Here is a 19,479-nt window from a genome sequence, read left to right on the forward strand (position 1 = left end):
GGCTGGGGTATGCCGCGTCAGTCGACGTAACGGATCTCGACGGCGGTGATCCGCTGGACGATCAATCCGCGCAGGTGGGCCGGGGCGCTCTCCTGGGCGCAGGAGCGTTTGACCATGCCTTTAACCATCGTGTCGATGTCGTACTGCTGCAGGCACGCCGCGCAGTGCGCCAGGTGCGCCGCGATCTTGCCGCGCTCGCTGTCCGGCAATTCGCCGTCGAGATATTCGAAGACTCGGTGCAAGGCCTCGGAGCAGTCCGCCTCGTTGATCTCCTGGCTCACTCCTGCTCACCGCCATCCGCACCCCGGAAGCCGCGCTCCACGGCATACTCCGAAAGCAGTTCACGCAACTGGCGACGGCCGCGGTGCAGCCGCGACATCACAGTGCCGATCGGCGTGCCCATGATCTCGGCGATCTCTTTGTAGGCGTAGCCCTCGACATCGGCGAAGTAGACCGCGAGACGAAACTCCTCGGGCAACTCTTGGAGAGCGCGTTTGACCTCGCTATCGGGCAGGTGCTCCAGCGCCTCGATCTCGGCGCTGCGCAGGCCGCGGGAGCTGTGCGATTCGGCGCGGGCGAGCTGATAGTCCTCGATCTCAGCCGCATCGGACTGCAACGGCTCGCGCTGCTTCTTGCGATAGCTGTTGATATAGGTGTTGGTCAGGATGCGGTACATCCAGGCCTTGAGGTTGGTTCCCGGCTTGAACTGGTGGAAGGCGGCGAAGGCCTTCGCGTAGGTCTCCTGGACCAGATCCTCGGCGTCCGCGGGATTGCGCGTCGTGCGCAGCGCCGCAGAGTAGAGCTGATCGATCAGGGGCAGCGCGAGCTCCTCGAAACGCGCCTGCCGCTCGGCGGGCGTCTCGGTGGTCACGTCGACGGTGGCGGCCTGCTCGTCGAGCTCAGGGGTGGGCGGTGTGGGAGTCATCGCGGACCAGCCTAGCTGCGGACTGTGCGCGGACTGCTGCAAAAGGACGAACACCGGGCCTCCGTGGGCGGGGACAGGAACTGCGCGTGGCAACGCCTGCTTCGGGCTTGGCTATTCCCAAGGCGTGGGAGACTAAGCCCGCCTACCTCCCACTGATCGGACGAAGGAGTCCCTCCCCATGACCGCCCCCTCCGCTGACCTCGCCGCCCTCGCCCAGTCGTATGGCGTCGCGACCGAATTTTGGGACTGGCAGGGCGTTCATACGATCGTCAGCGCGGAGACCATCCAGCGAGTGCTCACGGCGCTCGGCGTCACCGTGGAGACCGATGCGGACGTCCTGCAGGCTCGGGACGAGGTATGGCTGCGCACGTGGCGGCGGACGCTGCCGCCGACCGTCGTGATGCGGGCCGGCTGGACGCCGTGGATTCCGGTGCACGTCCCGCACGGTTCCTCGGTGCGCGTCGAGATCGCGCTCGAGGACGGCGGGATCATCCCGGTGCGGCAGGTGGACAACTGGGTCGCTCCGCGCAGCGTCGATGGTGTCGAGACGGGTGAGGCGACCTTCGAACTGCCCGGCGACCTGCCCCTCGGGTGGCACATCCTGCACGCGTTCGTCGAAGGACGGGACGAGCCGGCATGCGCCACCGTCATCGTCACCCCGCACCGGCTGGAGCTGCCAGCTGGGCTCAGCCACCGGCGGATGGTCGGGCTGATGACGCAGGTCTACCAACTGCGTTCCGCGAACTCCTACGGCGTGGGCGACCTCGCCGACCTCGCGGACCTCGCGACGTGGGGCGCCGCGGATCTGGGCTGCGACTGGGTGCTGGTCAATCCGCTGCACGCGGCACAGGTGCAGGCTCCGATGGAGGCCTCGCCCTATCTGCCGACCACCCGGCGGTTCGTCAACCCGCTCTACATCCGGGTCGAAGACATCCCCGAGGTCGGCTATCTCCCATCGGCGACGCGGGCCGCGATCGCCGAACTCTCCCGCTCCGGGCAGGCTCTGAACACCGGAGCAACCATCGACCGCGATGCATCCTGGACGGTCAAGCGCGCCGCGCTGCAATTGGTCTTCGATGCCGGGCTGAGCGACCGGCGTCGTCGCGCCTTCGACGGCTTCTGTGAGCGCGAGGGCCAGGGCCTGGTCGACTTCGCGACCTGGTGCGCGCTCAGCGATGTGCATGGCGATGCGTGGAACGAGTGGCCGGAAACGCTGCGCAGCCCCGGAACCGCCGAGGTGGCGGCCTTCCGCGAGGAGAATGCCCCGGCGATCAACTTCTTCCGGTGGCTGCAGTGGGTCCTGGAGGACCAATTGGCCGCGACCCAGCGCCTCGCCAAAGAGGCGGGTATGGCGCTCGGCGTGGTCCACGACCTCGCCGTCGGTGTGCACCCATCGGGCGCGGACGCCTGGGGCCTGGGGGATGCGCTGGCGCGCGGCATCGACGTGGGGGCGCCGCCGGATCAGTTCAATCAGGTCGGGCAGAACTGGAGCCAGCCGCCGTGGCGCCCGGACCGGCTCGCGGAACTCGGCTACGCGCCATACCGGGACATGCTGCGCACGGTGTTGCGTGACTCCGGAGGCATCCGGGTCGATCACATCATCGGCTTGTTCCGGCTTTGGTGGATCCCGCAGGGGCTGACGCCGAGCGAGGGGACCTATGTGGCCTACGACCACGAGGCGCTGATCGGCATCCTGTGCCTGGAGGCGCATCGGGCGGGTGCGGTTGTTGTCGGCGAGGACCTCGGGGTGGTGCAGCCCTTTGCGCGGGAATTCATGAAGGAGCGCGGCATCCTCGGCACCTCGATCCTGTGGTTTGAGTGGAAGGACGGCAAGCCCCTGCCGCCGGAGGGCTATCGGGAGTTGTGCCTCGCCTCGGTCACCACGCACGACCTGCCGCCGACTGCGGGCTACTTGGAGTTGGCGCATGTTGCGCTGCGCAAGGAGTTGGGCCTGTTGACCCGGCCGCTGGAGGTCGAGGAGGCCGAAGAGCGTGCGGCCATCGAGAAGGTGGCCGCCGCCTTGGCGGAGCAGGATTTGCCGCACGATCCGGCGAATGTCGAGGAGTTCGTGGCGGCGCTGCACACCTATCTTTCGCGCTCGCCCGCCAAGCTGCTCGGCGTCAGCGTGCCCGATTTGGTCGGCGATCGCCGGGCCGTCAACCAGCCCGGCACGGACACGGAGTACCCCAACTGGCGGGTGCCCCTCACCGGCCCCGATGGCGAACTTGTGACCCTGGAGGACCTCACCGCCCTCCACCTCCCCGCCCGCCTCACCCGCTCCCTGATATAACCGGGCCGGCTGTAGGTTTCCCGCCCGATGCCGGAAACCCTTCTTTTGTGCCAGAAGCTTTCCGGCACAAAGGAAGAGAAAGTGGCATCGGGCGGGAAACCTACATTCGCGATCAGGCGCCGATGGCGGTGCCGAAGAGGCGCCCGATGAGATATGTGACGGCCATGGCGGCGATGCCGCCAGCGACGACGCGGGCAACGGCGCGGCCGATGACGGCGCCGCCGAGGCGGGCACTGACATAACCGGTCAGGGCGAGCGCGAGCAGGACGACGATGACGGTTCCGGGGATGCGCCAGCTCGCCGAGGGGTTGAGCACGGCGATCAGCGGCAGCAGGGCGCCAAGGGTGAAGGAGACGAAGGACGCGACCGCCGCCTGCCACGGATTGGTCAGCTCGTGCGGGTCGATGCCGAGTTCGGCTTCTGCGTGGGCGGCGAGCGGGTCCTGCCGGGTCAGAGCCTCAGCCACCTCCCGGGCGAGGCCCTCGTCCAGCCCCTTCGCGGCGTAGATCTCCGCGAGCTCCGCCAACTCGGCCGCGGGGTCATCGCGCAGTTCCTGGCGCTCTTTGGCCAGCAGTGCCTTCTCGGTGTCGCGCTGGGTGCTGACGGAGACGTACTCCCCCACCGCCATACTCATCGCCCCGGCTGCCAGCCCGGCGAGACCGGCGGTGAAAATCGCGCCGCGGTTGGTCGTTGCCGCCGCGACGCCGATCACCAGGCCCGCGGTTGAGACGATGCCGTCATTGGCGCCGAGGACCCCCGCGCGCAGCCAGTTCAGGCGGCCCGCGGTGTTCTGGACATGAATCTCAGGCTCACCCGCGTGCGGGCCGCTCGCATCGCTCACCCCACGAGGCTACGTCCTTCGGCCTTTGCGAACTCCGCCCGGCAGATCGTTGTGGGTGTCCTTAAATGTCCGTGACTTCACCGACGGTTGCCGGGCCGCCGAACGAACCGAAGTCGTCGGACTCCTGCGCGCTCGGGTCGACCGCGATCGCGGCGACGTCGTGCGGGCGGATCTCGCCGGACGCGATGGCCTCCGCGAAGTGACAGGCGACGCGATGGGTTGCCGGGACGCCGTCGATCTCGACGACGCGCAGCTGCGGCCGTTCGGTGTCGCAGCGTGTCTCCTGCCGCCACGGGCAGCGGGTATGGAAGCGGCACCCCTTGGGTGGGTTCGCCGGCGAGGGCAGGTCTCCGGTGAGCAGGATCCGCTCGCGGCGGTCCTCCACGACCGGATCGGGAACGGGCACAGCCGACATCAGAGCGCGCGTGTAGGGGTGCAGCGGTGCGGCATACAGATCGTCGGCGGCGGCCTCCTCGACGAGGGCACCGAGGTACATCACGCCGACCCGGTCGCTGATATGCCGCACGACGGCGAGGTCGTGGGCGACCACGAGATAGGTCAGGCCGAACTCCTGCTGGAGATCCTCCAACAGGTTGATGACCTGGGCCTGCACGGAGACATCGAGCGCCGAGACCGGCTCGTCGGCGACGATTAGCTTCGGATCGACCGAGAGCGCCCGGGCGATGCCGATGCGCTGACGCTGGCCGCCGGAGAACTCGTGGGGGTATTTCTGCAGGGCGGCGGCCGGGAGGCCGACCGCCTTGAGCAGTTCACGCAGTCGCGCGTTCGCCGCTTTGGCGTCCTTGACCAGCCCGTGCGCCTTCATCCCCTCGAGCAGCAGCGACTCCACCGACTGGCGCGGATCGAGGCTGGAGAGCGGGTCTTGGAAGACCATCTGGATGTCTTGGCGCTTGCGGCGCAAGGTCTCGCCCTTGAGGCTGGCGATATCGGTGCCATCGAAGATGACCTTGCCCTCGGTGGGCGGCTCGAGGTTAAGGATGGCGCGTCCGAGGGTTGACTTGCCGCAACCGGATTCGCCGACAAGGCCATAGGTTTCGCCGCGGTGGATCTGCAAGTCGACGCCATCGACGGCATAGACATAACCGATCGTCCGGTCGAAGATCACACCCTTCTTGATGGGGAAGTGCACCTTGACGCCCTGGACGTCGACGAGCACGTCATCGGAGATCGTCATGAGCTCACCTCCTGATCGCGCAGCGGCTGGCCGACGGGGTTATGGCAGCGCAGGGCGTTCGGTCCGTCCTCGACGAAATCCGGGGTGACCTCACGGCATACCGGCAGCGGCTGCGAGCAGCGAGGAGCGAAGGCGCACGCGTGTGCCCACGGCAGGTTGTCGGCGACGGAGCCGGGTATGGGGTGCAGCGGCTCCCCGCGGGCCCCATCCAGTCTCGGGATGGAGCCGAGGAGCCCGTGGGTGTAGGGGTGGCGCGGCGCGGCGAAGAGGTCGTGCCGCAGGCCACGCTCGACGATCCGGCCGCCATACATCACATTGACCTCATCGCACAGGCCAGCGACGACGCCGAGATCGTGGGTGATCATGATGAGCGCGGTGCCGCTGTCGCGGACAAGGTCCTTGAGCAGTTGCAGGATCTGCGCCTGGATCGTCACATCTAGGGCCGTCGTCGGCTCGTCGGCGATGAGCAGTCGCGGCTCACAGGCCAACGCCATCGCGATGAGCGCGCGCTGCCGCATACCTCCGGAGAGTTGGTGTGGGTAGTCCTTCAGCCGCCGGTCGGGATCGGGTATGCCGACCTTGTCGAGCATCTCGCGGGCCTTGGGCATCGCCGCCTTGCGCGACATGCCCTTGTGCCGCTCCAGGACCTCGGTGACCTGAATCCCGATGGGCACCACGGGATTCAGGGACGAGAGCGGGTCTTGGAAGATCATGCCGAGGTCTCGGCCGCGGTGGTCGCGCATGGCGTTGTTGTCGAGCGCGAGCAGGTCAGTTCCGTCGAACGTCGCGGTGCCGGTGACCTGGTTTCCGCGCGCCGGGAGCAAGCCCATGATGGCGAGGGAGGTGACGGACTTGCCGGAGCCGGACTCCCCGACGAGACCGACGGTTTGGCCGGGCCGGACATCGAAGCTGACGCCGTCAACGGCGGTGAAGGGCTTCTCGCCCTGCCGCAGGAAGGTAACGCTCAGGTCGCGGACGGTGAGGAGGGGTTCGCCGGCACGGGTGTCGGCGGCATACGCCCTGGTGGTCATGGTGCTCACCTGCGGGTCTTGGGGTCGAGGGCTTCGCGCAAGGATTCGCCCATCAGCGTGAAGCCGAAGGCGACGACGATGATGCAGGCCGCGGGATAGAACGCCATGTGCGGGTAGTCGGCGAGATACTCCTGCGCCTTGCCCAGCATTTGGCCCCACTCCGGCTGCCGGTCGTTCGGGTTGCCGAGGCCGAGGAAGGACAGGGCGGCGGCGTCGATGACCGCGGTCGCGAGAACCAGGGTCGCCTGGACAATCACCGGGCCGATCGCATTGGGAAGCATGTGGCGGAAGACGACGGCGCCTTCCTTGACGCCGAGAGCGCGCGCGGCCAAGACGTGGTCGCTATGTCGTTGGGCCAGCATCGAGCCACGGAGTAATCGCGCGAACACCGGCAGGTAGGCGATCGAGATGGCGATGATGACCGTCCACTGGCTCGGCTTGGCGGCCATCGCCGCGACCGAGAAGGCGAGCAGCAGCGACGGGATCGAGAGCAGGATGTCGACGATCCGCATCACCAGCGAGTCGACCCAGCCGCCCACGGCGCCGGCCAAGGTGCCGAGGATCATGCCGCCCGCGAGCGAGAAGATCGTCGCGAAGACACAGACGATCAGCGTCTGCCGACTTCCGACAATCAACCGGGAGAGCAGATCGCGGCCGCGGTCATCCGAGCCGAGCGGGAAGCCGGGCTCCGGACCGGGGATCGGATTGGTCTGCCGACGCACCTTGGAGATCAGTTCCGGGATCGGCTTGGTCGGGTCGTGCGGCGCGATGACATTCGCGAAGATCGCGACGAGCACGAAGATGACGGTGATGGTCAGGCCGATGAGGAAGATACGGTCGCGGCGCAGGCGCTTCCACGCGCTCGCGATCAGCGAGACGCCAGGCTTTTCGTCGATCGCACCGGCATCGCTGACCGTCGCCGCGAGGGCATCGATGCGCTCCTTCTTGGCGGCGCCGGGGCGCCAGCCCTTGGGGGTTTCGCTCATGTCACCTCACCTGGTCCGAACGCGCGGATCGATGACCGCATAGAGGATGTCGACGATCAAGTTGACGAGGACGAAGGTCGCGGCCGAGGCCATGATCAGCACTTGGAGCACGGAATAGTCACGATGCTCGAAGGCCAAGGCGAGGGCTTCGCCGATGCCACCGAAGGAGAAGACGCTTTCGGTCAGGATGGCCCCGGCCAGCAGGCCGCCGACCTGCAGGCCGATCGTGGTCACAACGGGCAGCAGCGCATTGCGCAGCACGTGCCGGCCCCGGATCACCCGGTTGGTCAGGCCCTTGGATTCGGCTGTGCGGACGAAATCCTCATCGAGCACCTCCAGAACCGAGGCGCGGGTGATCCGGAAGATCACGGCGAAGGGGATCGTGGAGAGCGTCAAGGCTGGCAGGATCAGGTGCTTTAGCGCATCCCACGCGGCGTCCCATTCTCGGGTGAGGAGCCCATCGAGGACGAAGAAGCCGGTGACGCGCGTGGCATTGATATTGCCCTGTCTGCCGGACACCGGAAGCCAGCCGAGCTTGACGGCGAAGATGTATTGCAGCAGGAAGGCGAGGAAGAAGACGGGGACGGCGACGCCGATGAGCGAGACGATGATGCTGGAGTTGTCGAAGAGCGAGGCACGGCGACGGGCGGCGAGATAGCCCATCGGGATGCCGAGCAGCACGGCGATGAGGATCGCGAAGATGCTCAATTCGATTGTGGCCGGGAAGCGGGCCAGGAAGATGTCGAAGGCGTCCCGGCCCGGCAGCACACCCGTCGAGGCGCCGAAGTTGCCGGTCAGCGCGCGCTTCAGATAGCGCCAGTACTGGATCCAGAGCGGCTCGTCGAGACCGAGCGCCTTTTCCAGCCGCGCGCGAGACTCGGGAGTCGCGCGATCGCCGAGGATCGCGGACACCGTGCCACCGGGCAGCAGCCGCAGCCACAGGAAGAGCAGCAGGGACAACACGAAGACCACGCCGACCATCTGCGCCAGTCGGCGCACGATGAAGCGAAGCACCGCACCTCACCTCCTTGCGGGGTCATGGGACGGGACCGGCCTGAAGGACGGAACGTCGCGGACGGGAACGGCCGCCCCGGCGGCACTGCCGGGGCGGCCGTCACCCTATCTGGTGTAGCCGTCGAGCAATCAGCTCTTGGCGACCGTGACCGTGTCAAACATCTCGGCGGTCAGCGGGCTGGCCGTCAGGCCGTCGACGCCCTTGCCGACCACGAGCGCCGGCGGGCTGTGGCTGATCGCCAGACCCGGGAGGTATTCCTCCATGATCTTCTGGTTCAGCGCCTCGTAAGCCGTGGTGCGCTTGCCCTCGTCGACGATCCCGTTGGCGTCGCTGAGCTCCTTGGACAGGGTCTTGCCAAAGTCCGTCTTCCAGGTGTGGAAGTCGTTGACATCGCTGCCGAAGAAGGTGCCGATGAAGTTGTTCGCGGAGTTGTAGTCACCGGTCCAGCCGAGCAACCACGCGTCGAACAGGCCGTTGTCGACTCCATCGAGGTAGCCGCCATTCCACGGCTTGGTGACAACCTCGACCTTGATCCCGACAGCCTCGAGGTCGGCCGTCAGGGCGTCCGCGATCGACTGCGGGTTCGGCATGTAGGGCCGCGAAACCTCGGACGGGTAGGCGAACTGCAGCGTCATACCCTCGGCTCCGGCCTCCTTGAGCAGGGCCTTGGCGCCCTCGACGTCATACTTCGTCGGCTGCAGCGAGCTGTTGTAGCCGGCGACGGTGTCGGGCATGAACTGAGTCGCGACCTTGGCTCCTTCAGGCAGCTGGGTGGCGACAAGCTGGTCGCGGTTGAGCGCCATGTAGATCGCCTTGCGGACCTTCAGATCCTGCAGCTTGGAGTTCTTCTCGGGGTTCAGACCCATGTAGAGAATGTTGAAGGCCGGGCGCACGAGGACCTTGTTGCCGGCGTCCTCCAGACCCTTCCAGTCAGCCGGGTTCGGCAGGTCGTAGGCGTTGATGCTGCCGGCCTCGAGCTCCTGGCGACGGGTGGACTCGTCGGGGATGATCTTGAAGACCAGGTTGGCCGTCTTGGCCTTCTCGCCCCAGAAGTCGTCATTGCGAACCAGCGAGATGGTCTTGTTGGCCTCGTCGTACTTGCCCAGCTTGTAGGGGCCGGTGCCCACGGGGGCCATGGCGTAGGCGGGGTACTTGAAGCCGTCACCTTCCTTCTGGACGTTGTTCGCGTCGCCATCCTTGAGCGCCTTGGGGCTCTGCATGGAGAAGGACTCCAGGGTCAGCATGACCGGGAAGTCGGAGGTGTAGCGAGTCAGGTTGATGACCGCGGTCGAGTCGTCCTTGGCCTCGCAGCTCTTATAGAGCGACTCGGTCTCGCTGCCCTTGAAGCCGAGCATGGTGTAGGCCCAATACTCCGCCGGCCCGGCCTGCGCGACCTCGTTCTGGTCAAACATCCGCTCGAAGTTGTAGCAGACGGCGGCAGCATTGAAGGCCTCACCATCGGTAAACTTCACGCCCTGGCGCAGTTTGAAGGTCCAGGTCAGACCGTCTTCCGACGGCTCCCAGCTCTCCGCGAGTTCCGGCTGGGGGTCGGCCGTGCCGGGCTTGATGCCGAGGAGGCCCTGGAAGATCTGCCGCGTGACGCGGAAGGTCTCGCCATCGGAGGCGTAGTAGGGGTCGAAGACCTCGGGGGCACCGGCGGCGCCGAAGGTGAAGGTGTCGCCCGCGCCGCCGCTGGCGGTGCTGGACCCGGATCCGGTGGCGGAGCCGGAGTCGGTGGTCCGGTCGGACGTGGCACACCCGGCCAGTCCGAGAGAGACCGAGGCCGCGAGAACGGCGGTGGTCTTCAAGCGCGTGAGCTTCATTAGCTACCTCACTGTGTTAACAACGTCCGGCCGCGGGGTGCCCGCCGCCTGGACCTGGCGGTGCCGCGGGTATGCCGACCGGCACACCCGCTGCTGATTTGGCACCTTATGCCGCACCCCTGACAGCGGGACCGTCCGCGCGTCGGTTCGTTACCGGATGGAGACGTGCTCCAGCCACGCCCAGAAGGGCGATTCCCGCGCCCAAGCACCAGCCGGCCAGCACATCGCTGGGGTAGTGCACGCCGAGGAGTATGCGGTCCAGTCCGGTGAGCAGGGCGAATGGGGCGGCAAGGACGGTGGCTGCGCGCTGGTGGTGGGTGGTGATCAGAGGTATGAGGATGCCGGCCGCGAGGACGGCGGCGCAGGCGGCGTTGCTCGCGTGGCCGGAGGGAAAGGAGAGCCCGTCGGTGCTCCAGACGGGGTTGTCGTATGCCGGCCGCTCCCGCCCGATGGCCTCCTTGACTCGCGGTGTGGTTGCCCAGGAGATCAGGCTCGCCCGCGGCCTGACGCGGGACCGGGGCGGGCGGCATACGAGGAGGGTAAGACCTGCCCATGGAGCGCTCCGACGGGGCGGGCGGGGGCGGCATACGGCCGGGATCTCGCCGCGGAGCGCTGATTTCGCACCGGAGCGCGCAACTCGCGGCCGGGCGTAGGTATAGCTGGGCTCCGCCACCATTTCAGCGCTCCACGACGAGAAGCGCGCACCGCTGCGTGTCAAGACCCCACGTTCGGACCCTGTGGACAATGGCTCCCTTTCTAAAGATTTCCCTAAGAACCTGGGGATAACCGGATCTCGCCGAGCGGGATCGCGACAGCCCTCGTAAGGTCCGTTTGGCCGGGGGCGGTGGGTCCTTGGTGTGGATCAGGTAAGGGGGTGCGCGATGGACGGCGCAGTGGCAACGATCGAGAACGATGTCCGCGAGCAGATTCGCCGCTCTGACCTCGACCCACTCCTGGATCTGCTGGAGATCCGTCGCGTTGTGCGCGATGCGGTCGCTGACTATGACGACCGCTCCATCAATGGCGGCCTGCCGCGGCTGGACGATCTGGATGCCGCGACCCGCTCGATTCTCGACGCCGTGGCGGGCTATGGACCGCTCCAGCAGTACCTCGACGACCCGCAGATCGAAGAGATCTGGATCAACGAACCGTGGCGAGTCTTTGTGGCCCGCAACGGAATTGCCGAGCTGACACCGACCATCCTGACCGATGACGCTGTGCGCGATTTGGTCGAGCGGATGCTGCGCACATCGGGTCGGCGTGTGGACCTCTCCTCCCCCTTTGTCGACGCCGTCCTGCCCGACGGCAGTCGCCTCCATTGCGTGATTCCCGACATCACGCGCGCGCACTGGCTGGTCAACATCCGCAAGTTCGTGGCCAAGGCGGACCGTCTCGAGGACCTCGTCGCGCTCGGCACGATCACCCCGAATGCCGCGCGCTTCCTCGACGCGGCCGTCGTGTCCGGCCTGAACATCCTCGTCGCCGGCGGAACGCAGGCAGGCCGCTAACAAGCGCTCTGCCGCACGTATCCCGTTGTGCTGCAACGGGAAAAGCCGAGTGTTACGGTTCTGTAACGACGGGTTATCCACAGGCGTGGGTTTGACATGTCTGAGGTCCGTGCTAGACATGACGTGTCCACGGCCGCACTATCACAGAGGAGCTTCCCCTGGCCACTCCGCCCACTATCCGTTCGGTGGCGAACGACCTAGACGTTCATCCGGACGAAGTGATCGCGTACCTAGGCAGCATCGGCGAGCACTTCCGCGATGTTGACCAGAAGCTGTCGGGCGAGCTCGCCCACTCCATCCGCGCCCATTTCACCAAACCGCCCACGCCAGCGCTGATGCCGAAGAAACGCGCGCAACGGTACGTCCGACCTCCTCGCCCATCGGCACAGCTGCCCCGCACCAAGATCGCCAGGAAACCACCCAAGGCAGTCGTTGACGGTGCGCTGCAGGACGTCGAGCGCGACTTCCACGGCTTCTTTGGCTCCTCGGCAAAACCGAAGTGGAACAACGAAACTCGTCGGCGACAGTCCCGTCTCACTCCGACCTTCGATGAGCTCATCCCACTCGGACCCCCCAATGCCTGGGCACGCGCATGGATTGATCCCGCGGAAAGACGCCTCTGGGTCGAGGCTGGGCTGTCAGACGACGACTACGGCGCCAACCTCGCCATTGCCTGCCGACAAGCTGGCATGACGCCAGGAGACCTAGCGCTGTGCGTTGGCAGGAAAGGCGACACCGCGCTCCGGCGAATCACGAGCGGCGAATCGGCAGGCATCGTGGCAGACCGCGTTCGGGAACGACGTGGAGCGTAGGAAGGGACGCAGATGACCGAGAGCGTTACCGATCGGGCGAGCTACCGTCCCGGACCCTGCAAGGTCTGCGGTGCCAGAGTGGTCGTGAGTCGTTGGATAGACGACACCCCGCTTGCGGGGCAGAGAACATGGATCCCAATCCGCAAGTGCACCAACACTTCCTGCGAGTCCAACGAAGGATCACTGGCGAGCCCTTCGGCCTAACAAGGGTGTTGGCCCTCCCCGCGCGAGAAGGCGAGCCACGCGGGAAGGGCCAACGGTCTGGGGGAGTTAGCGGGACAGACCCCAAGGCACATGCAGCGCAGAGGGATTGGACTTCCAGTCGTCGCCGGGGTAGGGCTGGGTCTGGACGTTGATCCCGGCCTGCTTGGCGGCCCAGAACCACTCGGCGTACAGGTCGTCCGCGGCGAGCGCTGCCTCCAGCGTCGGGCCGTCGTGCTCCTTGTTGTCCGGGACGACGATACGGGTCTTGGTGGTGGTGGCCACCCCGCCCGCCCCGACGCGCTCTCGCGCGCCGCTGAAGTGCGGGTACAGCTCGCCGAACTTCGGCCGCTGACTGTTCCGGATCTGGATCTCGATCCGGAGCTGCTGCACGGACCAGCCGGCTCGGTCCGCCGCGAGCACGGGTGCCCGCTCGATGACCTCATCGTTGGGGGAAATGTCTCCCATGGGTTTCTCCTAGGGTTGGGTTGGTCCTGCTGCCGTTACGACAGCAGGTCGTCGACGACAATGGCGCCGTCAGCGTCGGTGTAGTACTGCGAGCCAGCCGGGTGCCTCCGCATCGAGGCGGCTCGCTCATCGAATTCCTTCGCAGCGGCCAGGCCGTCCGCCGCCTCCTGCTGCGTCTTCTCCCAGCCGGACAGGGACTTCTCCGCCGCCTGCTGCCGGAGGTACGCGGCTGCAGCTTCGGTCGCGGTCGGGCCGGTACGCGGCTTCGGCTTGGCGCGCTGGGCGTCCCGCTGCTTCTCGTACTCGCGCATGGTGAGCTTGGCACGCTGATCGCCTTGCTGCACAGCGGAATGCAGCGCCTGGAACCAGTCGCTCGTCGGCTTGTCGGGGATCGGGTAGGCCAGGCCACCGCCCGTCAGGATGGAGTCGGCCATCAGAAACCCCTCCCCAGGACCGCGTCGAGGTCCTCATCCGTGCGGATGACCTCCCCGCTCTCCGCCGAGAAGCTGACGTGCATCGCGTTCGCCCGAACCGCGCGGTTGATCTCGCCCAGACGCACCTCCAGCTGCGGGATCGTCGGGACCCAGGCCTCTGCGGTCGGCGACGCGACCAGCCACGCCAGGTACTCCCGGTGCTCCGCCGCGCCCGCCCCGTAGTTGAGGACGGGGTATGGCGCTGGCTTCGTGAAGTCGACCTCGCCGCGACGCTCCTTGATCAAGCGCGGGTAGACCGCCTCCGCGTTGGCGATCAGTGCCGCGTCGGCGTAGCCGGTGCCGTGCAGCGCAGTCGACAGCTGGTCGTACTCCGGCCCCAGCTGCTGACGGTCGCCAGCGGTGTTGCGAACGTTGACGTCGAGGAGGACCCGCTGCGCGTCCCGGATCTGCGCGTAGCGAGTCGGGTCGGTGAGCGCCGCCTGCAGCATCGCGTGCAGGTGCGCCAGCATCGCGTTGAGCTTCGGCCGGACCAGGGCGTCCCGCTCGTTCAGAAGGTTGTCCAGTGCCCGCTGGAGGACCGCCTCGGTACGGGCGAACGAATCGGCGTAGAGCTGCTCCTGCACGACGAGGTCGACCAGGTCGTCCGGGATCACGACCGGGCCGTCCGCCGCGACTGCACGGGCGACCGCCGCGTCGGCGTCGCCACCGGTCGGGGCGGGGTTGTAGGCGGCTGCAGCCGCCTTCAGCGACCGCGCCCGCTCATCCATCTGGGCGGCTTCCGGCAGGTGCTTCTCGATCAGCTCCTGCATCACGGGATTACCCCGCGTGGTCAGGCGCGCATACGCGCCGGGGTGCTTCTGGTGGAGATTGAACATCAGTTCGCTTTCTTCTTGAGGGGTGGGTTATCTGTGTCGTCGTCTTGGTTTCCGCGCCACCGGACGCCGAGCCACACATGGGCTCGCGCCCACTGCTCCGCTGATAGCTGCGTCCCCGGAATGGGCTGAAGGCCTTTCGGCTTCCGCTGCTGCACCTTGACGACGTCCGGGTGCGCCAGGACCAGCGAGTGCTCCCCGAAGCGGGAGGCAAACGTCTGATCGCTCCACGGCCTCGCGCCCCGGTCCGTCTGCCAATCGTTGAAATCGTGCAGAAGGTCCTGGGAGCGAACACATGCCAGAGGGTCAAAGACGATTCGGTCGTTGATGTAGGCCAGGATGTAGTCCGCTTGACTGCGCCACGCTTCTGTATCGCGCTTTACCCGGTCGGGTGCTTCCGGGATGGTGCGGTCGTTGGCATACCAGGCTTTGGCACCTGCGACGACCCACGCCAAGACCGCCTCGCGGCGTCCGCCGTGGCCACGCTCAATCCGCGCGCGCAGATTAGAGACCGCGTACTTCTTGTCGAATCGAACAAGAGCTAGCCGACGCCATGTGCCGTGGTCCGTTTCACCGACACGCGGAAGGTGGTTGGTCATAACGAACAGCGAATGGGTCGGATGCCAGCTGACGTTGTCCTTACGGATCAACCGCGCAGTCATCAATGGCGCGCCAAGCGTTGCCTTCAGACGCGGAACGTTTAGCTGCCCAGCCTCGGGCGTCTCGTCAATGATGGCCAGTCGCGTCCCGAATAGCGTCATCATCTCGGTTGGATGGTCGCCATTGCTCACGCGAAGCAACTTCTCAGGCACCATCACCAAATGGTCACCAAGCGCGGCCACGAGGCCAGCAAGCAACGTCGACTTCCCGTTGGCGCCACCGCCTTGGCCGATTGGCAGAATATCGTCCGACGTCGGGTATCCAGTAACAGCTTGGCCAAATCGGATCTGCAACCATTCCATCACGGGGCCATCAAGGCACGTGAGCGCGGTCTCCCAGTCCGGGTGGGTCGAGCCTGGGATGTACCTCGCCTTCGTGATCTTGGTCAGGTAGTGCTTCCGGTCGTGGGGCAGTAGCGTCCCGGTCCGCAAATCAACGACACCGTTTGCGACATTCAGTAGATCCGCCTGTTGGTCGAATTGGTCGGCGGCCACAGAAACAACACCCTTGACGAGACCGAGCACCGCGCCGATCTTTCCGGCATCTAACAGGCGGGCATACTGGCGAAGGGTGGCTGCATTGGCACCGCTTTTGGTGACATCAGATACGACTTGGACAAAAGCGGCACGCACTGCCTCACGCACATCTTGGTCGTCCTTCGGGTTCCACCTGCGACCATCCCAATGGAGCCAGCCCAAGCCACTGGAATAGCACCAGTCGCCACGGAGACCCTTATAGGCCACCCACGGGGCAAGGTGCGCGTCAGAAATGCTGGGCGGGATATCCGGATAGTCAGTCGGACCAACAGACGTGAAATCGACCTCTGGCGACTCTCGGATAGCCTCCTGCCACGGTGCAACAGGGATTGGCTTTAGTCCGGACGCAAACTTGGCGAGGAGGTTGCTCGTCCACTTCTCCGGAACCGCAGCCCGCACCTCCGCCGGAACGACCTCCTCGTACAACGCATGGGCCGCGTCCTCGTCCAGTTCGCACCAGGGGGCAGTCGCAAGACCCGCGAAAACGTAGGCTGCATCTCGGACTAGAGCCTCCCAGCCACGTCCCTTCCGGTCACGCTCCCCGTCCGACCAATCCGCCGCCTCCGCGAACGTGGCGCGCCAGCTGTCGGAACGTCGACGCACCGCGTCCCGTGCACGGACCTGTCGATCCTCCGAGAGCTCTATGAACGGCGTAGCGTCGGCTAGGGGCGGGGCGGCTCCCATCACCTCCATGTGATCCTGCAGAAGCCAGGTGCGCCACCCTTCCGGCAGTTCCGGCAGGTCATCGACCGTCGGCGGTTCGTCGGTTCGCGTCCCGTCCGGACCGAACCACTCGTAGGGTCGCTCGGTGTCCGGGTGGATGCTCGGCGCGGCCACCAGGTAGCGGTGGCTGTGCTGGATGATCTCGACGTTGGTGCCGATCGCCTCTGGCCAGTTGTGACCTTCCGGCAGCGGTTCCACCCGGAACAAGTAGATGCCGCTGACAGGGTCGCCCGGACGCGAGGTAGACCGCCACGTGTCAGGCAGCAGGCCAAGCTCGATCTGGGCCCGTGCGATGGTTTGGCCTCCGGTCCGCTGGCGACCACCCTTCGCATAGTTATCGACGTCAATCCCGATGACATTGGCCGGGAGACGCAGAGCGACATTCTGCGGTCCCCGTTGGGCCCATTCTGTGACCTGTGCTTTCGTCGGTTCGCGGCCGTCGCGACCGGTGAAACCTGAGGGTGGACTGGCCTTCTGTCGGTAAGGCAGGGGAAGCGGATTGAAGCCAGCGGCGAGGTAACCCTGCGCAGCGTCTCGATAAGGGTTCTCGCTCACAGCTCGCCCACCATTGCTCCGTCATACGCGTGGACGACCTTGTCCCCGGTTACGCGAGTGACCAACACGTTCGCCTGCGGGTGCGTGATGCCAAGCGTGAAGCGGAGCATCTGCTTCTCAGCACGCTCGCATGGCCGCAGCCGCTGCGTCTCGGTAGGGTTAGCAGCGAACCAGGCATCATCGGCTGCATAAGCCTGCAAGAGCGCGCGGTCTAGCGGGCACGTGGGCTTGTGGGAGAGATTGGCAGCAGCGTTACAGTCCGGACAGCGTGAGGTACGCTTACGCTCATTGCCTTGGGGTTTGGCCGCTTCTCGTCGGGGGCGGCCATTCTCATGCATTGGGCGCCACCAGCTGGAGCGAGAACTCCGCCCGCTGCTCCGCCGACAGGCAGTCGGGGTTGCTGATCTCCATGTCGTGGAGAAAGCGGGCGAGCCGCGCCGCGTTGAGATTCTGCGTTGTGAGGATGATTTCCTCACGGGTGTGGTCCGGGTTGCGAACCACCGCGCTCAAGTGAGCAGCGGCACTGAAGATGGCTTTGGTGTATTCCGCACGGGCTGTCACGGGCCTTAGACCCTTTCGGCTAGTAGCTGAGGGAAGGGCTCGGCTACTTGCCAGACAGGTTTTGTCGACCAGGCGTCCCTTGGCTACCCGGCAGGCCTTGGCGCGACTTCTGCTTTGCGCTGATGACTGATAGGAACCGTATACCCCCTGCGGGCAGTACGCAATCACTAAGGGCACCTGATGCCGTTTCGCAGCTAAATGCGCAATTGAACCCTGTCTCACAGCGAGTCGTGGTAACTGCCCCAGCAGCCCACCATGGGCATACGGCGGGGCCACAGCCGGACGCGGCAGAGGCCACCCCTGCGGCGAGTCAGACGCAAAAGTCGTCTACAAGGCCATCGGAGTCGTCGAGGTCAGCTTGAGCTCAGTGACTCAGGGTGACTTGGGGGGGTTAGTTAACTGGACAGTGTTTTCCTCATGGAGTTAACTAACTCACCCGAGTCACCCTGAGTCAGACCCCGAAAACGGACCCGCAGCGGATGGCGTTATTTGCCGTTCGCGGACGCAGCAGCAGCCCACCACGGGCATACGGCAGCAGCCCACCACGGGCATGCCCCAGCAGCCCACCACGGGCATACGGCACAGCCGGACGCGGCACAGCCGGACGCGGCAGAGGCCACCCCTGCGGCGAGTCAGACGCAAAAGTCGTCTACAAGGCCATCGGAGTCGTCGAGGTCAGCTTGAGCTCAGTGACTCAGGGTGACTTGGGGGGGTTAGTTAACTGGACAGTGTTTTCCTCATGGAGTTAACTAACTCACCCGAGTCACCCTGAGTCAGACCCCGAAAACGGACCCGGCGGGGATGTACCCCCAGGCTAGCCACAGCCGACTCGCCCCGCCTACGGTTCGGGGTATGGATAACTGCCAAGTCCTCGTCGACACCGCCGCCGAATACCAAGACCGCTACGCGGCTCAAGCTCATGTCGCCAAGCAGCAGGAGGCCACCCTGGCCGCGCTGATCGCCGCGTGCAAAGAAGCGACTGGCCTCGAGACCGACAACCCCGAATCGCTCGTCGCTGGCGTGCAGGCACTGGCCAACGCGCTCCGCGACGACAACCGGCTCGACAAGCTCTGTCGGGAGTACGGGATCCGCGACGAAGCCGACATGCTCCTGCTGTCCGCGCTCCCCGATCTCGCGAGCCAGCGTGCCCTAGCCGAGCGGCTCGCCGGTCGGTGACCCCGACCGACAAGATGCGGGTGCTGCTGGACCCGCGCCCGACCGTGGTGGTAGCTCGGCTCTCTGGCCTCGCTGTGGAGTCCGTAGCCGAGACAAGGCGGGTACACGGGTGGCCTAGTCCCGGCCCGGTTCGACAGGCCGTCCAGTCGCTCCTGCAGTCCGTCAAGGAGGAGAGGCAGTACTGCGCCGCCCGGACAGACTGTCCCCTATGCGGCCGCGAGGTCAGCAAACGGCGGCTCCACCGCCACCAGGGGACCGACAAGTGTCTCCGGGCTGTAGCGGCTATCGCACTGGCCGCTGGACAGGAGCTGGAGCCGGAGCCGGGGTCGCGGCTGTCCGTGTGTCCGGACTGCGGCCGCGCCTACGAGCAGCTCGGCAAGCACCAAGGGACAGCGCGCTGCCGGGAACCGGCTCGCTTGCCGCGCGTTGTGTGTCCCCTCTGCGACACAGAGGTAGCTGCAGTCCGGCTGGCGCAACACCAGGGCAGCGCCTACTGCCAGCACCGGCAGCAGCTCCAGGCGGGCCGGGAGCCCATTGTGTGTCCGGACTGCGGGCGGTCGTTCAAGGCACCGGGTGCGTTCGGGACCCATCGTGGGTCCGCGAGCTGTCAGTCGAACGCAGCTTCCTCTTCCGCGAGCGCCGCGCCGACGCCACCCTTCGTCGGGGCGGGGAGCTTTAACGCTGCAGCGGGCGACAGGCCGAGCTCGATCCGTAGCTTGCAGGAAAGGTTGAGCAACGTCATTTGAGTCGCGAGGTTCGGGTTCCGAACGAGGCTCCCCTTCGCGCCAACGACCGTGTAACCTGACTTAGGCCACTTTCGCCGCCTGCTCGGGTCGGTGATGGGTTGACCTGCAGGTTTGTGGTCGC

Annotated in this window: 19 protein-coding genes and 1 pseudogene; 4 read left to right on the top strand and 16 right to left on the bottom strand. The window is 66.2% G+C overall.

Annotated elements, in window-relative coordinates:
• Positions 1–17: 17 nt before the first annotated feature.
• Positions 18–281 (bottom strand): mycothiol system anti-sigma-R factor, encoded by a 264-nt coding sequence (rsrA, locus tag ABD225_RS14180; protein WP_344086700.1) that lies wholly within the window; start codon positions 279–281, stop codon positions 18–20.
• Positions 278–979: a sigma-70 family RNA polymerase sigma factor gene (locus ABD225_RS14185; protein ID WP_425564444.1), complete on the bottom strand. Its 702-nt coding sequence runs from the start codon at positions 977–979 to the stop codon at positions 278–280. The genes rsrA and ABD225_RS14185 overlap by 4 nt, the downstream gene beginning before the upstream one ends.
• 124 nt (positions 980–1,103) lie before the next feature.
• Here ABD225_RS14185 and malQ point away from each other — a divergent pair, with 124 nt between their 5' ends.
• Positions 1,104–3,215 carry a 4-alpha-glucanotransferase gene (gene malQ, locus ABD225_RS14190; protein WP_344086706.1) on the top strand — a complete coding sequence of 704 codons (2,112 nt, stop codon included), beginning with the start codon at positions 1,104–1,106 and terminating at the stop codon, positions 3,213–3,215.
• Positions 3,216–3,327: 112 nt separating this feature from the next.
• On the opposite strand, the gene ABD225_RS14195 is transcribed toward malQ, so the two are convergent.
• The 7 genes from ABD225_RS14195 to ABD225_RS18765 all read right to left on the bottom strand — a co-directional run bounded on the left by ABD225_RS14195 (position 3,328) and on the right by ABD225_RS18765 (position 10,782).
• Positions 3,328–4,056, bottom strand: coding sequence for a VIT1/CCC1 transporter family protein (locus ABD225_RS14195; protein WP_425564445.1), 729 nt, complete (start codon positions 4,054–4,056; stop codon positions 3,328–3,330).
• Between the two features lie 61 nt (positions 4,057–4,117).
• Positions 4,118–5,251, bottom strand: a complete 1,134-nt coding sequence (locus tag ABD225_RS14200) for an ABC transporter ATP-binding protein (protein ID WP_344086709.1) — start codon at positions 5,249–5,251, stop codon at positions 4,118–4,120.
• Positions 5,248–6,282 (bottom strand): ABC transporter ATP-binding protein, encoded by a 1,035-nt coding sequence (locus ABD225_RS14205; RefSeq protein WP_344086712.1) that lies wholly within the window; start codon positions 6,280–6,282, stop codon positions 5,248–5,250. The genes ABD225_RS14200 and ABD225_RS14205 overlap by 4 nt, the downstream gene beginning before the upstream one ends.
• A gap of 5 nt (positions 6,283–6,287) precedes the next feature.
• Complete coding sequence (locus ABD225_RS14210) at positions 6,288–7,268, bottom strand: ABC transporter permease (protein WP_344086715.1); 981 nt, start codon at positions 7,266–7,268, stop codon at positions 6,288–6,290.
• Positions 7,269–7,274: 6 nt separating this feature from the next.
• Positions 7,275–8,282: an ABC transporter permease gene (locus ABD225_RS14215; RefSeq protein ID WP_344086718.1), complete on the bottom strand. Its 1,008-nt coding sequence runs from the start codon at positions 8,280–8,282 to the stop codon at positions 7,275–7,277.
• Positions 8,283–8,411: 129 nt separating this feature from the next.
• On the bottom strand, positions 8,412–10,106 hold the full coding sequence (locus ABD225_RS14220; protein ID WP_425564446.1) for an ABC transporter substrate-binding protein: 1,695 nt from the start codon (positions 10,104–10,106) through the stop codon (positions 8,412–8,414).
• 106 nt (positions 10,107–10,212) lie between these two features.
• Positions 10,213–10,782, bottom strand: a complete 570-nt coding sequence (locus ABD225_RS18765; RefSeq protein WP_425564449.1) for a phosphatase PAP2 family protein — start codon at positions 10,780–10,782, stop codon at positions 10,213–10,215.
• 205 nt (positions 10,783–10,987) lie between these two features.
• Here ABD225_RS18765 and ABD225_RS14230 point away from each other — a divergent pair.
• Positions 10,988–11,611 (top strand): annotated as a pseudogene (locus ABD225_RS14230) (ATPase, T2SS/T4P/T4SS family); the annotation flags it as partial.
• Between the two features lie 188 nt (positions 11,612–11,799).
• Entirely contained in the window at positions 11,800–12,426 is a 627-nt protein-coding gene (locus ABD225_RS14235; protein WP_344086727.1) for a hypothetical protein, read from the top strand.
• Positions 12,427–12,696: 270 nt separating this feature from the next.
• Here ABD225_RS14235 and ABD225_RS14240 read toward each other — a convergent pair whose 3' ends face one another.
• From ABD225_RS14240 to ABD225_RS14265, 6 genes are all read right to left on the bottom strand, one after another.
• Positions 12,697–13,095 carry a hypothetical protein gene (locus ABD225_RS14240; RefSeq protein WP_344086730.1) on the bottom strand — a complete coding sequence of 133 codons (399 nt, stop codon included), beginning with the start codon at positions 13,093–13,095 and terminating at the stop codon, positions 12,697–12,699.
• 35 nt (positions 13,096–13,130) lie between these two features.
• Positions 13,131–13,529, bottom strand: coding sequence for a hypothetical protein (locus tag ABD225_RS14245; protein ID WP_344086733.1), 399 nt, complete (start codon positions 13,527–13,529; stop codon positions 13,131–13,133).
• Positions 13,529–14,338 (bottom strand): hypothetical protein, encoded by an 810-nt coding sequence (locus ABD225_RS14250; RefSeq protein ID WP_344086736.1) that lies wholly within the window; start codon positions 14,336–14,338, stop codon positions 13,529–13,531. Before ABD225_RS14250 ends, ABD225_RS14245 begins: the two co-directional genes overlap by 1 nt.
• 65 nt (positions 14,339–14,403) lie before the next feature.
• The gene (locus tag ABD225_RS14255; protein WP_344086739.1) at positions 14,404–16,875 is read right to left on the bottom strand and encodes a phage/plasmid primase, P4 family; all 2,472 of its coding nucleotides are present in this window, start codon (positions 16,873–16,875) and stop codon (positions 14,404–14,406) included.
• 330 nt (positions 16,876–17,205) lie between these two features.
• The gene (locus ABD225_RS14260) at positions 17,206–17,436 is read right to left on the bottom strand and encodes a hypothetical protein (protein ID WP_344086742.1); all 231 of its coding nucleotides are present in this window, start codon (positions 17,434–17,436) and stop codon (positions 17,206–17,208) included.
• Between the two features lie 451 nt (positions 17,437–17,887).
• Positions 17,888–18,034 carry a hypothetical protein gene (locus ABD225_RS14265; protein ID WP_344086745.1) on the bottom strand — a complete coding sequence of 49 codons (147 nt, stop codon included), beginning with the start codon at positions 18,032–18,034 and terminating at the stop codon, positions 17,888–17,890.
• A 254-nt stretch (positions 18,035–18,288) separates the two neighbouring features.
• On the opposite strand from ABD225_RS14265, the gene ABD225_RS14270 reads away from it, so the two are divergent.
• Positions 18,289–18,612, top strand: a complete 324-nt coding sequence (locus ABD225_RS14270; RefSeq protein WP_344086748.1) for a hypothetical protein — start codon at positions 18,289–18,291, stop codon at positions 18,610–18,612.
• Between the two features lie 607 nt (positions 18,613–19,219).
• Here ABD225_RS14270 and ABD225_RS14275 read toward each other — a convergent pair.
• The coding region (locus tag ABD225_RS14275; protein ID WP_344086751.1) for a hypothetical protein at positions 19,220–19,479 on the bottom strand (260 nt) is incomplete at its 5' end.

This window comes from Nostocoides veronense, from assembly GCF_039531185.1.
GTDB classification, from domain to species: domain Bacteria; phylum Actinomycetota; class Actinomycetes; order Actinomycetales; family Dermatophilaceae; genus Nostocoides_A; species Nostocoides_A veronense.